Origin of the sequence: Streptococcus sp. SS4 (genome assembly GCF_030440125.1) — a bacterium.
Lineage (GTDB): Bacteria > Bacillota > Bacilli > Lactobacillales > Streptococcaceae > Streptococcus.
The window spans coordinates 52132-66545 of the sequence record NZ_JAQFJM010000005.1; the positions used below are offsets into that span (position 1 = coordinate 52132).

Below are 14414 nucleotides of genomic sequence, written 5' to 3' on the forward strand. Positions count from 1 at the left end.
ATGACAATTGACTAATCCGATTATTGCCTTTCGAAACGTCTCAAAAGTGTTTGAAGACAGTGGCACACAAGTTTTAAAAGACATCAACTTTGAATTAGAAGAAGGTAAGTTTTATACCCTACTTGGGGCTTCTGGTTCTGGTAAATCAACAATTTTGAACATCATTGCAGGTCTCTTAGATGCGACCAGTGGTGACGTCCTTTTGGATGGAAAGCGTATCAATGATATTCCTATCAATAAAAGGGATGTCCACACCGTTTTCCAATCTTATGCCCTCTTTCCACATATGAATGTCTTTGACAATGTGGCTTTTGCCCTTAAATTGAAAAAGGTGCCTAAAAAGGAAATCGAAGAGCGTGTAGAAGAAGCCTTAAAGATGGTTCAACTCAATGGTTATCAAAAACGCTCAATTCAAAAATTATCAGGTGGTCAACGTCAACGTGTTGCCATTGCCCGAGCAATTATTAACCAACCACGTGTGGTCCTTTTGGATGAGCCCTTGTCAGCACTGGATTTGAAACTACGTACTGAAATGCAATACGAGTTGCGCGAATTGCAGCAACGTCTAGGGATTACCTTTGTCTTTGTAACCCACGACCAAGAAGAAGCCTTGGCCATGTCGGATTGGATTTTTGTTATGAACGATGGTGAAATTGTTCAATCAGGAACTCCGGTTGATATCTATGACGAACCTATTAACCACTTCGTTGCAACCTTTATTGGAGAATCTAACATCCTACCAGGTGTTATGATTGAGGACTATTTGGTTGAGTTCAATGGGAAACGTTTTGAATCTGTTGATGGAGGAATGCGTCCTAACGAACCTGTCGAAGTGGTTATTCGTCCTGAAGATTTGCAGATTACACTTCCTGAGGAAGGCAAATTGCAAGTTCGCGTGGAAACTCAGCTCTTCCGTGGGGTCCACTATGAAATCATTGCCTATGACAATCTTGGCAATGAATGGATGATTCATTCAACCCGTAAGGCGATTGAGGGTGAGATTATCGGTCTTGATTTTACGCCTGAGGATATTCATATCATGCGTCTTAATGAGACAGAAGAAGAGTTCGATGCACGTATTGAAGAATATGTGGAAGTGGAAGAACATGAAGATGGCTTGATTAATGCCATTGAGGAGGAGCGCTATGAAGAAAACAGCTAGCCTCTTCTCGGTACCTTACCTCCTTTGGCTCCTACTCTTCGTGGTTGCTCCAGTGCTCATGCTACTCTATCAGTCTTTCTTTGATATCAGTGGCAACTTTACTTTGGATAATTATGGCACCTTCTTTTCCAGTTGGACTTACTTAAGGATGAGTTTTAACTCGGTTCTTTATGCAGCCATCATTACTCTGGTAACGCTTATTATCTCTTATCCGACGGCATATCTTTTAACCAGACTGAAGCATAAGCAACTTTGGTTGATGTTGGTCATTTTGCCAACCTGGGTCAATCTCCTTCTGAAAGCCTATGCTTTTATGGGGATTTTTGGTCAACAAGGCGGTATCAATGCCTTTCTCGGTTTCTTTGGGATTGCACCCATGCAAATCCTCTTTACGGATTTCTCCTTTATTTTCGTAGCTAGTTACATTGAAATTCCCTTTATGATTCTACCGATTTTCAATGCACTGGATGATTTGGATGAAAATATTGTGAATGCAAGTAAAGATTTGGGAGCCAATGATTGGCAGACCTTTACCAAGGTTATTTTTCCCTTATCGCTTAATGGGGTACGCTCTGGTGTCCAGTCGGTCTTCATTCCTAGTCTCAGCCTCTTTATGCTGACACGCTTGATTGGTGGTAACCGAGTTATCACCCTAGGGACAGCTATCGAACAGCATTTCCTCACGACACAAAACTGGGGAATGGGGGCAACCATTGGTGTTGTTCTTATTGCTGCTATGATTGCGACAATGTGGTTAACAAAGGAGAGACGTCAATGAAAAAATTTGCAAATCTCTATTTAGCTCTTGTCTTTGTTATCCTTTACCTGCCAATCTTTTATTTAATCGCCTATTCTTTCAATAGTGGTGGCGATATGAATAGTTTCACAGGTTTTACTCTGGATAACTATCAGAGCATGTTTTCAGATAGCCGACTTATGTTAATCCTGGCTCAAACCTTCTTTTTAGCTTTCCTTAGCGCTCTTCTGGCAACGATTATTGGTACCTTTGGGTCTATCTTTATCTACGAGAGTAAACAGAAGCAGCAGACTGGGATTTTATCTCTAAATAACGTGCTCATGGTTGCACCGGACGTTATGATTGGTGCAAGTTTCTTGATTCTCTTCACCTTGATTGGTTTCCAACTAGGTTTTGTATCTGTCTTATTGAGTCACATTGCCTTTTCAATCCCAATCGTGGTTCTCATGGTGTTGCCACGTCTCAAGGAAATGAATCGAGATATGGTGAATGCCGCTTATGACCTAGGTGCCACTCAATGGCAGATGTTACGTGAGGTTATGTTGCCATACTTGACACCTGGTATTATTGCTGGTTATTTCATGGCCTTTACCTATTCATTGGATGACTTTGCAGTAACCTTCTTTGTAACGGGGAATGGTTTTTCAACACTTGCTGTGGAAATTTACTCACGTGCACGTAAAGGGATTTCTCTGGAAATCAATGCCTTGTCTACCGTTGTTTTCCTATTCTCTATTCTTTTAGTGATAGGTTACTATGCGATTACCAAGGAGAAGGAGGAGCAGGATGCGTAGACTCTATCAATTTCTGGCAGGTATCTTAGCCATTATCTTCTTCCTTTGGGGTATCTCTGCCTACATGCAGAGTCGTACAGGAAATGTGTCGGACAAATTAGTTATCTATAACTGGGGTGATTATATTGCCCCAGACCTCCTGACCAAATTTACAAAAGAAACGGGCATCAAGGTTCAGTACGAAACCTTTGATTCCAATGAAGCCATGTATACCAAGATTAAGCAGGGCGGAACAACCTACGATATCGCTGTACCGTCAGACTATACCATTGATAAAATGGTTAAGGAAGACCTTTTGGTGAAGTTGGATAAATCTAAAATCAAAGGTTTTGACCAGATTGGTTCAAGCTTTAAAGGGCTTAGTTTTGACCCTCACAATGACTATTCCATCCCTTATTTCTGGGGAACTGTCGGTATTGTTTATAATTCAAAATTGGTGAAAAAAGCACCACAGCACTGGGATGATCTTTGGTCACCAGATTACAAAAACCAGATTATGCTAGTTGATGGTGCGCGTGAAGTCCTTGGTTTCTCACTCAATAGCCTGGGATATAGCTTGAATACGAAGAACATGACTGAATTACGTTTGGCTGAAACTAAACTTAATAGTCTAACACCAAATATCAAGGCTATTGTTGGTGACGAGATGAAGGGCTACATGGTTCAAGGTGATGCGGCCATTGGAGTAACCTTCTCAGGGGAAGCTAGTGAGATGCTTGATAAAAATGAGGACCTACGTTATGTTGTCCCATCTGAAGGCTCAAATCTTTGGTTTGATAATCTGGTGATTCCTAAGACTGTAAAGCATGAAAAAGAGGCTTATGCCTTTATCAACTTCATGCTTAAACCGGAAAATGCAGCCCAAAATGCTGAATATATCGGTTATGCCACACCTAACCAAGCAGCTAAAGCTTTGCTTCCAAAGAGTATTACTGATGATAAAGCCTTTTATCCATCAGAATCAACCATTAAAAACCTTGAAGTCTATAACAACTTAGGACAAAAATGGCTCGGAATCTATAACGATATTTACCTTCAAGTTAAAATGTATCGTAAGTAAGTCTTTTGAGATTTGAGTTTTGGATGCCATCTAGAATGATTCTTCAAACGATTTTATTTTCGAAAATACTAAGAGGCTGAAACGATTTCGTTTCAGCCTTTTTCTTATATCGAAAAGTCTCGCCTGTTGCGTACAACTCTCTCGATTAACAGGAGTTTCCAAGTTTTCAAGAGTGCTGACATATAAGCGATAAAGAAAGTGTCTCTTTTACACTATTTCGAACGAGCTATGCTATTTTTCTTGAAAAATTGTATCACTGTGCTATAATAAAGCAAAGAAAATTTTAATGTTTATTTTGGAGGACTTAACATGCAAGCAGCACTTCTCTTTTTACTGTTTTCATTCCTGATTATTTTGGGAATTCTCATCAGTATGCTTTACGTTGTACGTCAACAGTCAGTGGCTATCGTTGAACGTTTTGGGCGTTATCAAAAAATTGCAACGAGTGGGATTCATATGCGTTTACCATTTGGTATCGATAAAATTGCCGCTCGTATTCAATTACGTTTGCTTCAAAGTGAGATTGTGGTTGAGACTAAGACAAAGGACAATGTCTTTGTCATGATGAATGTGGCTACTCAATATCGTGTTAATGAGCAAAATGTTACAGATGCTTACTATAAACTCATGCGTCCAGAAGCTCAAATTAAATCATACATTGAGGATGCTCTCCGTTCATCAGTTCCTAAATTGACGCTCGATGAACTCTTTGAGAAGAAAGATGAAATTGCCCTTGAGGTTCAACACCAAGTGGCTGAAGAAATGACAACTTATGGTTATATCATTGTTAAGACCTTGATTACCAAAGTTGAACCAGATGCTGAAGTTAAACAGTCTATGAACGAAATCAATGCTGCTCAACGTAAGCGTGTCGCAGCTCAAGAATTGGCAGAAGCTGATAAGATTAAGATTGTCACAGCAGCTGAAGCTGAAGCTGAAAAAGATCGTCTTCACGGGGTTGGTATTGCCCAACAACGTAAGGCTATCGTTGATGGATTGGCTGAATCAATCGCAGAACTTAAAGAGGCCAATGTGGGTATGTCTGAAGAGCAGATTATGTCTATTCTTTTGACTAACCAATACTTAGATACGCTTAATACTTTTGCGGCTAAAGGCAATCAAACCTTATTCCTACCAAATAATCCAAACGGTGTGGATGATATTCGTACCCAAATTTTGTCAGCCTTAAAGACAGATAATAAAAATTAAGCACAAAAAGAAGCCAGATCTATACGATCTGACTTTTTTTGTTTTATTTTTCTAGGAATTGCGTCAAACGGATAACTTCAATCTTATAGCCATCTGGATCAGTGATAAAGTAGTACATTTTTGGTTTACCAGGAAGACCTGAGAGGTCTGTAACAGTGTAGCCAGCCTCTTTGTGAGCTTGGTGTGTAGCTTCTAGGTCATCAACACCAACGGCGATATGACCATATCCATCCCCGAGATCATAAGCTTCATGGTCGTAGTTATAGGTTAATTCCAACTCATAATCAGGATCATCTTCGAGTTGTAAATAGACAAGGGTGAACTTATATTCTGGAAAATCATTTCGACGAGCTTCTTTGAAACCAAGTGCCTCTTTATAAAATTTAAGTGAGGCTTCTAGGTCCTTGACACGGACACAAGTGTGTAGAAATTTAGTCATGTGAGATACTCCTTTTATCTAATTGTGTAAGTTTATGATAGCATTTTGGAACCGTTTTTTCTAGTTTTTGCTCTTTTGTGTTATAATGACGAAAAACAATCTGTGGAGGATGCTTATGACGATTTTAGCGATTGATTTTGGGGGAACACAGGTGAAGTCAGCACTTGTTTCGGAGCAGTTCGCCATTGAAAAGAATCTGCCGACGCAGTCATCCCCACAAACCTTGGAACAAGCTATTGACGTGATTGATCAGATAGTTACTTCAGTTAAAGTAGACTTATCAGGTTTAGCAATTAGTGTTCCAGGGACAGTTGATACTGAGGAAGGTGTGATTTATCATGGTGGCTTATTGAGGTTCTTCCACGGCTTTCGTATTAAAGAGGTCCTCGAAGCCAAGTACCATCTGCCTGTAATGGCTCTTAATGATGGTAAAGCAGCGGCCTTAGCAGAGCTAGCCACAGGTCATTTGCAAGGAGTGACCAATGGTGCAGCCCTTGTTTTGGGTTCAGGTCTAGGTGGTGGATTTATTATTAATGGTAAACTTTTTCAAGGAAGCCACTTTCAAGCGGGGGAGTTGACCTTTCTTTTACCAGTTCAAATGGAAAAAGTTGATCCTTCATTGATGCGAGGCATGACTTTGTCGGCTGTCGGTTTAATTACCGAGGTAAATGAAGTGCTAGGTAACTCAGATTTAAAGGATGGTTTAGCCGCATTTAAGGCCATAAATGCAGGAGATAAAACGGTCTATTCGCTTTTTGAAAGCTATTGCCGTAATCTAGCCATTACCATTTTGAATCTTCAAACCATCTTTGATGTGGAAACCTTTGTTATTGGAGGTGGTATTTCAGCTCAGCCGATACTTATCGAGGAGGTCAACCGCCAGTTTGATAAGGTTCACCATGAGATTGACTTTATCGGTAAAATTATTAAACGTCCCGAGATTGTTGCTTGTCATCATCATAATGGAGCTAATCTAATTGGGGCAGCCTATTTTCTTAAGCAAAAATAAACGGATACTAAAATCAATTACTGATAAGAATATACATAAAATACCTAACTTTTTTGAGGCGAGCGGTTAATCCCGTTCGTTTTTTACTGTTAACACTTTACAATATTCAGAAAATTCGCTATAATAGGACCATTAAAATTTTGGAGGTGTCTTTATGACAATTTATAATTTCTCAGCAGGACCTGCTACATTACCAAAACCAGTGCTTGAAAAAGCGCAGGCTGAATTGCTTAACTATCAAGATTCCGGTATGTCCGTGCTAGAAATGTCCCACCGTTCTCCAGAATTTGACAAGATCGTTAAAGATGCGGAAGCGACACTTCGTGAGCTCATGGCCATTCCTGATAACTATAAGGTTATTTTCTTGCAAGGTGGCGCTTCAACGCAATTTACAATGGTCCCACTTAACCTCGCTCAAGGTAAGAAAGCTTACTACCTTGTAGGTGGTTCATGGGGTAAAAAAGCTTATACAGAAGCTGTTAAACTTTCAAAAACCATTCCTTTCGAACCAATTCTTTTGGCCTCTTCAGAAGAAACTGTTTACGATCACATCCCAAGTTTTGACCCATCAACAATTGATCCAGAAGCTGCTTATGTTCACTTGACAACGAACAATACCATTGAAGGTACAGCTATCTACGATTTGCCTGATACTAACGGTGTGCCAATTGTAGCTGATATGTCTTCAAATATTTTGGCTGCTCGCTACAATGTTGAGGACTTTGCCCTTATCTACGCTGGAGCTCAAAAAAATATCGGACCAGCTGGTGTAACAGTAGTTATCGTTCGTGAGGACTTCCTAAATGACCAGCCACAATTGTCTGCCATGTTGGATTATCGTATTCAAGCTGAAGCAGGATCACTTTACAATACACCACCATGTTTCAACATCTATATTTCAAAACTCGTCTTTGACTGGGTTAAAAATGAAATTGGTGGCGTAGACAAGATGGCTGAAATTCAACGCGAAAAATCAGGACTTCTCTACGATTACATTGAGTCATCTGATTTCTACACAAACCCTGTCAAAGATGCCAAGGATCGTTCTGTCTGCAACATTCCATTCGTCACACCAAGTAAAGAGTTGGATGCTAAGTTTGTAGCAGAAGCAGATGCTCTTGGTTTCAAGAATATCAAAGGACACCGTTCAGTAGGTGGTATGCGTGCTAGTATTTATAATGCTTTCCCACGTCAAGGTGTGCTTGATTTGATTGACTTTATGAAGAAATTTGAAGCCGAAAATAAATAATTAGGTAAAGAGATGGAAATTAGACAAGCCTTTCCAAATGAAATTGGGGCTATTATGACTGTCATTGAGAGTGCTAGAACTGCTTTAGCAGAAGCTGGTAGCACCCAATGGCAAGGAGCTGATGGTTACCCTACTGAAGAAACAATCTTCGACGATGTCCTTAAGGGACAGGCCTATGTAGGACTCATTGATGGTCAAATTGTTTCTTATGCTGCGGTGATTACTGATGGAGACCTTGCTTACGACAAAATCTATGATGGAGACTGGAAACATCACAATAAGCGCTACATTACTTTCCATAGGGTTGCTGTTTTGACTGAGGTTACGGGTCAAAGGGTCGCTCAAACCTTTATTCAAGGTCTTATTGAGGGAACTGATGCTCATGATTTTCGTTGCGATACACATGAAAAGAATCTTATCATGCAGCATATTTTGGAGAAACTTGGCTATGTCTATTGTGGCAAGGTCCCTATTGATGGTGAACGTCTTGCTTATCAGAAAATCAAAACCAAACGTGAAAAAGCCTTTTATCAAGAAGTTGATGAAGCAGCTCACCACGGGATACATTGATTTAAGAGGAATAAAATTATGGTATTTAGTGTAAAAACATATAACAATATTAACCAGATTGGTTTGAAGGAACTTGGAAATCATTTCCAAATTGATGGTGATTTAGCGGAAAATCCAGATGCCTACATCATTCGTAGTCAAAATCTCCATAATACCGTCTTCCCTGACAACTTGAAAGCTATTGCGCGTGCTGGTGCAGGAACTAACAATATTCCAGTTGACGAAGCAACTGAAAAAGGAATTGTTGTCTTCAATACTCCAGGTGCCAATGCTAACGCTGTTAAAGAAGCTGTTCTGGCCTCTATCTTACTCTCAGCACGTGACTATATTGCGGCCAATGCTTGGGTTAACACACTTAGTGGTGACGATGTTCCTAAACAAATTGAAGCAGGCAAGAAACAGTTTGCTGGTAGCGAGATTGCTGGTAAGACCCTTGGTGTTATCGGGCTTGGTGCTATTGGTGCACGTATTGCCAATGATGCTTACCGTTTGGGTATGAAGGTCTATGGTTACGATCCATACGTTTCTATTGAAGCAGCTTGGAATATTTCTCACCATGTAAGACGTGTTTCTGATCTCAAAGAGATTTTTGAAAACTGTGATTATATCACTGTTCACGTTCCATTGACACCTGACACAAAAGGAACTTTCAATGCGGATGCCTTTAACCTTATGCAAAAAGGGACAACTATCATTAACTTTGCCCGTGCAGAGTTGGTAGATAACGATGCCCTCTTTGATGCTTTGGAAACAGGTGTGGTTAAACGTTATATCACCGACTTTGGTACAGAAGAGCTACTTAATAAACCTCATGTGACTGTCTTCCCACACGTTGGAGGATCAACAGGTGAAGCAGAACTTAACTGTGCGATTATGGCCGGTCAAACCATTCGTCGTTTCATGGAAACAGGTGAGATTGTTAACTCTGTTAACTTCCCACGTGTGCAACAGGCCTTGAGTGCCCCATACCGTATCACCTTGATTAATAAAAACGTGCCTAATATTGTGGCTCGTATCTCTACAGCGGTTTCTGATTTTAATATCAATATTGATAATATCATCAACCGTTCTAAGGGTGAATATGCCTATACACTTCTTGACCTTGATGAAACAGACAAGTCTAAGATTGATGAATTGGTTGCTAAGTTTGAAGCTAGTGACAATATCGTTCGTGTGCGTTTGATTAAAGGTAAATAATAAGAGTTAATTGACAGGAACAAGAGATTCCTGTCTTTTTTGTTATAATAAAGACATGCTTTATCGTCAGTATTATTTATCTCCTATTGGACGCTTGTGCTTGGTGGCAAGTGACCAAGCACTTTATGGCATTTGGTTGGAGGGACAAAAGCATTTTCAGGCAGGTATTAAGGAAGAGGAATTAGTAGACACCTCAAATCCTATCTTGAAAATGACGAGGGATTGGTTAGAGGCTTATTTTAAAGGTAATAATCCAAGTCCAGATACCCTCCCTCTAGCAGATAGAGGGACAGCCTTTCAGCTAAAAGTTTGGTCAGCTTTACGGGACATTCCTGCGGGTCAGAGCAGAACTTATAGTCAGATTGGTAAAGTGATTTCATGTCAATCAGCTCAGGCTGTAGGAACTGCTGTTGGTAAGAATCCCTGGTTGATTCTGATCCCTTGTCATCGGGTTCTTCCTAGTAGTGGTCATATAGGAAATTACGCCGCAGGAGAAGACGCCAAGCGTTTCTTACTTCATTTAGAAGGCATTAGGTTTGACAATCCTTAGATAGATATCTTATGCTAGAAAAAAGGAGAAAATTATGTACACTTTTTATGAATATCCCAAATGTAGCACTTGTCGTAAGGCAAAGGCAGAACTCGATCAATTAGGTTTAGATGTTGAATCTATTAATATTAAGGAAAATCCACCTTCAGCTCAATTTTTAAAAGAGCTTTTGGTAGGGTCAGATTTAGAACTTAAGAAATTCTTCAATACGAGTGGTCAATCCTACCGCTCTCTAGGTCTAAAGGATAAGTTGCCAACCCTATCTCTTGATGAAGCTGTTGAACTCTTGGCTTCAGATGGTATGTTGATTAAACGTCCTATCTTGATTAAAGATGGTAAGGTTTTACAGGTTGGTTACCGTACCCCTTACCAAGACTTAAATTTATAAAAAATAAGCAAAAAATCTTGCCACAGTAAATAGAAGTATGGTAAGATTAAAACAGTTGCCGCTATAGTTAAATGGTATAATAGAGCAATGGTAATGCTCCGTTCCGAGTTCAATTCTCGGTGGTGGCATCTGTGATAAAGTCCAGCCTTAGGGTTGGATTTTTTTATATTCAAAGAGGCTGATTTATACCTCTCAATTTTTCAAAAGAATTTACTGAAAACTCTTGAAATTCAAAAAAAAAGGAGTAGACTAATAGGTGATTAAACCTAGGAGGCAAGTCGTGAAATACTACGTTCAATTCATGTTGATTTGTTTGTTTGCCGTTATTGGTGAAGCTATTTCAACATTCTTCAAATTACCTATTCCTGGAAGCATTATTGGTTTATTCTTGCTTCTTATTGCTCTTCAGCTTAAGTGGATTCGTCTACGTCATATTCATGCAGTAGCAGAGTTTTTAATTACCAATATGACCATTCTATTTTTGCCAGCAGGTGTCGGTATTATGGAACGATGGAATGCTATTTCAGCGAATATTGTCCCTATTATTTTGATTATTATGGGAGCCTTGGTTCTTAATATTGTAGTGATTGCAGTAGTTGTCGGTTTCATCAAAAAACATTTTGAAGGTGATTACGAGGAGGTTAAACGTGGCTAATTTTTTTAATACACCCTTGTTTGGGCTAACACTTTCTGTACTAGCTTACACAATAGGGCTTTTGATTTATCGCCGTTTTCCTAATCCTTTGACAACGCCTCTTCTTGTATCGACTGCCTTGATTATCGTCATTTTGCACTATACAGGTATTTCCTATAAGGATTACTATGTAGGTGGTTCTTACCTTAACAGTTTGATTATTCCTTCAACAGTCGCGCTAGCAGTTCCTTTTTATAAGAATCTACACCTCATGCGCCATCACTATAAGAGTATTCTAATTGGATCAACTGTTGCCTGTGTTCTAAATACGAGTTATACGGCCTTGATTGCTAAGCTTTTTGGTATGGATTATTTCCTAGCCATCTCTCTCTTTCCTAAGTCTGTAACGACTGCCATGGCTGTAGGGATTTCGGAAAAAATGCAGGGGATTACGACGGTAACCTTGGTTGTAGTTGTTATTACGGGTATCTTAACCTCTGTCTTAGGTCCTGTCTTTCTAAAAATGATTGGGATTAAAGACCCAGTCGCTATAGGACTTTCACTAGGAGGAACCGGACACGCTGTAGGTACAGGAACTGCCTTCAGATATGGTCAGGTTGCAGGTGCCATGGGTGGTCTCTCAATCGCTGTAACAGGGATTCTATATGTCTTTATTAGTCCTATTGTGGCGAGTTTGATTCTGAAATAAAAAATTAAGGTTTGGATAGGTTTTCCAAGCCTTTTTAGCTGTGAAAAGCAAGCAAAATCTGACCTTTTATGTTATAATTAAGGTTATGAATTACGGAGATTATATCTGGGATTTGGGTGGTACCTTATTGGATAATTACCAGGTATCAACCCAAGCCTTTCTAGCAACTTTAGAACAGTTTGAGCGTACAGCAGAACCTCAAGCAGTCTATGATGCCCTTAAGGTATCAACGAGCACTGCCATTGCTATGTTTGCGCCTGATATAGCTGATTTTCGAACCCTATATAAGCAAGAGGAAGCCAAGCATTTACAGGAACCTGTTCTTTTTGAAGGTGCTAGGGCTGTCCTAGCTAAGATTGTGACCGAGGGTGGGCGTAATTTTTTGGTTAGCCACCGTAATCACTTGGTGCTAGACATCCTTGATAAAGCAGAAATTGCCTCTTATTTTACAGAGGTTGTAACTTCTGAAAATGGTTTTGCTAGAAAGCCGAGTCCAGATAGTTTCCTTTATTTAATTAAAAAATACGATATTAAACACGGCTTGGTCATAGGTGACCGCCAGATAGATATAGAGGCAGGAAAAGCAGCGGGTCTGGATACCTTGCTTGTTGATGGCCATAAATCATTATTGGAGATTGTGACATAAATGACTGATGAATTAAAAAATCTTGAAGAAAAAGCGCAAGAATATGATGCCAGCCAGATTCAAGTCCTAGAGGGACTTGAAGCGGTACGTATGCGCCCAGGTATGTATATTGGCTCAACCTCAAAAGAGGGGTTGCATCATTTGGTATGGGAGATTGTCGATAACTCAATCGATGAGGCCTTGGCTGGTTTCGCCACTCATATTCAAGTCTTTATCGAGCCGGACAATTCTATTACGGTTGTCGATGATGGTCGTGGTATTCCAGTCGATATCCAAGAAAAAACTGGCCGTCCTGCGGTAGAAACTGTCTTTACGGTACTTCACGCTGGTGGTAAATTCGGCGGAGGCGGTTATAAGGTCTCTGGTGGTTTACACGGGGTTGGTTCTTCGGTCGTTAATGCCCTCTCAACACAACTTGATGTTAAGGTTTATAAAAATGGCCATATCCACTTCCAAGAGTATAAACGTGGGGTAGTGGTAGCAGATTTGGCAGTAATTGGTGAAACAGAGAAACATGGTACGACTGTTCACTTTACGCCAGACCCAGAGATTTTCCAAGAGACAACCGAGTTTGATTTTGGAAAATTGGCTAAACGTATCCAAGAATTAGCCTTTTTGAACAAGGGGCTCCGTATCTCTATCACAGATAAGCGTGAAGGTCTCGAACAAGAGAAACATTATCACTACGAAGGTGGTATCACATCCTATGTGAAATACATCAATGAAAACAAGGATGTTATCTTTGATGAACCTATCTACACTGATGGTGAGATGGATGGTATTTCGGTTGAAGTTGCTATGCAATACACGACTGGCTATCATGAAACGGTAATGAGTTTTGCCAACAACATTCACACCCATGAGGGTGGTACTCACGAACAAGGTTTCCGAACAGCCTTAACGCGTGTCATTAATGACTATGCACGTCAGAATAAGATTCTCAAAGAAAAAGATGATAATTTGACAGGGGATGATGTTCGTGAAGGTTTGACTGCTATCATCTCTGTTAAACATCCAAACCCACAGTTTGAAGGTCAAACCAAGACCAAGCTTGGAAACTCTGAAGTGGTTAAGATTACCAATCGTCTTTTCAGTGAAGCTTTGAGTCGCTTCCTCTTGGAAAATCCTGCTATCGCTAAGAAGATTGTTGAAAAAGGGATTTTGGCTTCTAAGGCCCGTATCGCCGCTAAGCGTGCCCGTGAAGTGACACGTAAGAAGTCAGGTCTTGAAATTTCTAACCTTCCAGGGAAGTTGGCAGACTGTTCATCGAATAATGCTGAAATGAATGAACTTTTCATTGTCGAAGGGGACTCAGCCGGTGGATCTGCTAAATCAGGTCGTAACCGTGAATTCCAAGCTATTCTGCCAATTCGAGGTAAGATTTTGAACGTTGAAAAGGCTAGCATGGATAAGATTCTAGCCAATGAAGAAATTCGTTCTCTCTTCACAGCTATGGGAACAGGTTTTGGAGCTGAATTTGATGTCAGCAAGGCGCGTTACCACAAGTTGGTAATCATGACCGATGCCGATGTCGATGGGGCCCACATCCGTACTTTGCTTCTGACTTTGATTTACCGCTTTATGCGTCCAGTCTTGGAAGCAGGCTATGTCTACATTGCTCAACCACCAATTTATGGGGTTAAGGTTGGTTCTGAGATTAAAGAATACATCCAACCTGGTGCCGATCAAGAAGACAAATTGCGTGCTGCTTTTGAAAAGTATAGTGTGGGACGTTCAAAACCTACAGTACAACGTTATAAAGGTTTGGGTGAAATGGATGACCACCAACTTTGGGAAACTACCATGGACCCTGAAAATCGTTTGATGGCACGTGTTTCTGTGGATGATGCTGCAGAGGCCGATAAGATTTTCGATATGCTGATGGGAGACAAGGTTGAACCTCGTCGCGAATTTATCGAAGAAAATGCCGTTTACAGTACTCTAGATATCTAATATTCTTTTAGAAAAGGGTGCAATGCTAGAATAACTATGATATAATCGTAATGTTATTCTACATTTATGAACATAATAGACGATTAAG

The 14414-nt window shown here is 40.1% G+C and carries 16 protein-coding genes and 1 tRNA gene; 16 read left to right on the forward strand and 1 reads right to left on the reverse strand.

Features of this window, described 5'->3' with window-relative positions:
- Positions 1-7 precede the first annotated feature (7 nt).
- The 5 genes from PCY16_RS05405 (at position 8) to PCY16_RS05425 (ending at position 4982) form a co-directional block, all read left to right on the forward strand.
- Positions 8-1162 carry an ABC transporter ATP-binding protein gene (locus PCY16_RS05405; RefSeq protein ID WP_002884517.1) on the forward strand — a complete coding sequence of 385 codons (1155 nt, stop codon included), beginning with the start codon at positions 8-10 and terminating at the stop codon, positions 1160-1162.
- Positions 1146-1940 carry an ABC transporter permease gene (locus tag PCY16_RS05410; RefSeq protein ID WP_021143764.1) on the forward strand — a complete coding sequence of 265 codons (795 nt, stop codon included), beginning with the start codon at positions 1146-1148 and terminating at the stop codon, positions 1938-1940. Before PCY16_RS05405 ends, PCY16_RS05410 begins: the two co-directional genes overlap by 17 nt.
- Positions 1937-2713 carry an ABC transporter permease gene (locus tag PCY16_RS05415; protein WP_002884421.1) on the forward strand — a complete coding sequence of 259 codons (777 nt, stop codon included), beginning with the start codon at positions 1937-1939 and terminating at the stop codon, positions 2711-2713. The genes PCY16_RS05410 and PCY16_RS05415 overlap by 4 nt, the downstream gene beginning before the upstream one ends.
- Positions 2706-3773 carry a PotD/PotF family extracellular solute-binding protein gene (locus PCY16_RS05420; protein ID WP_048790228.1) on the forward strand — a complete coding sequence of 356 codons (1068 nt, stop codon included), beginning with the start codon at positions 2706-2708 and terminating at the stop codon, positions 3771-3773. Before PCY16_RS05415 ends, PCY16_RS05420 begins: the two co-directional genes overlap by 8 nt.
- A gap of 309 nt (positions 3774-4082) precedes the next feature.
- A complete protein-coding gene (locus PCY16_RS05425) occupies positions 4083-4982 on the forward strand; it encodes an SPFH domain-containing protein (protein ID WP_004183097.1) in 900 nt (299 codons plus the stop codon).
- 43 nt (positions 4983-5025) lie between these two features.
- Here PCY16_RS05425 and PCY16_RS05430 read toward each other — a convergent pair whose 3' ends face one another.
- Positions 5026-5421: a VOC family protein gene (locus PCY16_RS05430; protein WP_002884456.1), complete on the reverse strand. Its 396-nt coding sequence runs from the start codon at positions 5419-5421 to the stop codon at positions 5026-5028.
- A gap of 115 nt (positions 5422-5536) precedes the next feature.
- Between PCY16_RS05430 and PCY16_RS05435 the strand changes: the two genes are divergently transcribed.
- The 11 genes from PCY16_RS05435 (at position 5537) to gyrB (ending at position 14326) form a co-directional block, all read left to right on the forward strand.
- Positions 5537-6430: an ROK family protein gene (locus tag PCY16_RS05435; RefSeq protein ID WP_048790227.1), complete on the forward strand. Its 894-nt coding sequence runs from the start codon at positions 5537-5539 to the stop codon at positions 6428-6430.
- A gap of 154 nt (positions 6431-6584) precedes the next feature.
- On the forward strand, positions 6585-7679 hold the full coding sequence (gene serC / locus PCY16_RS05440) for a 3-phosphoserine/phosphohydroxythreonine transaminase (RefSeq protein WP_195413463.1): 1095 nt from the start codon (positions 6585-6587) through the stop codon (positions 7677-7679).
- A gap of 12 nt (positions 7680-7691) precedes the next feature.
- The gene (locus tag PCY16_RS05445) at positions 7692-8249 is read left to right on the forward strand and encodes a GNAT family N-acetyltransferase (RefSeq protein ID WP_073950287.1); all 558 of its coding nucleotides are present in this window, start codon (positions 7692-7694) and stop codon (positions 8247-8249) included.
- A gap of 18 nt (positions 8250-8267) precedes the next feature.
- Positions 8268-9446, forward strand: coding sequence for a 3-phosphoglycerate dehydrogenase family protein (locus PCY16_RS05450; RefSeq protein WP_060972241.1), 1179 nt, complete (start codon positions 8268-8270; stop codon positions 9444-9446).
- Between the two features lie 55 nt (positions 9447-9501).
- Positions 9502-9996: a methylated-DNA--[protein]-cysteine S-methyltransferase gene (locus PCY16_RS05455; protein ID WP_195413464.1), complete on the forward strand. Its 495-nt coding sequence runs from the start codon at positions 9502-9504 to the stop codon at positions 9994-9996.
- 34 nt (positions 9997-10030) lie between these two features.
- A complete protein-coding gene (locus tag PCY16_RS05460) occupies positions 10031-10384 on the forward strand; it encodes an arsenate reductase family protein (RefSeq protein ID WP_014634868.1) in 354 nt (117 codons plus the stop codon).
- A 57-nt stretch (positions 10385-10441) separates the two neighbouring features.
- Positions 10442-10512 (forward strand) — tRNA-Thr (locus tag PCY16_RS05465).
- A 152-nt stretch (positions 10513-10664) separates the two neighbouring features.
- Positions 10665-11039, forward strand: coding sequence for a CidA/LrgA family protein (locus tag PCY16_RS05470; protein ID WP_014634867.1), 375 nt, complete (start codon positions 10665-10667; stop codon positions 11037-11039).
- A complete protein-coding gene (locus tag PCY16_RS05475) occupies positions 11032-11727 on the forward strand; it encodes an LrgB family protein (protein ID WP_002884772.1) in 696 nt (231 codons plus the stop codon). The genes PCY16_RS05470 and PCY16_RS05475 overlap by 8 nt, the downstream gene beginning before the upstream one ends.
- A gap of 85 nt (positions 11728-11812) precedes the next feature.
- Complete coding sequence (locus PCY16_RS05480) at positions 11813-12373, forward strand: HAD-IA family hydrolase (protein ID WP_060972624.1); 561 nt, start codon at positions 11813-11815, stop codon at positions 12371-12373.
- Positions 12374-14326 carry a DNA topoisomerase (ATP-hydrolyzing) subunit B gene (gene gyrB / locus PCY16_RS05485; RefSeq protein WP_195413465.1) on the forward strand — a complete coding sequence of 651 codons (1953 nt, stop codon included), beginning with the start codon at positions 12374-12376 and terminating at the stop codon, positions 14324-14326.
- The last annotated feature ends 88 nt before the right edge of the window (positions 14327-14414 follow it).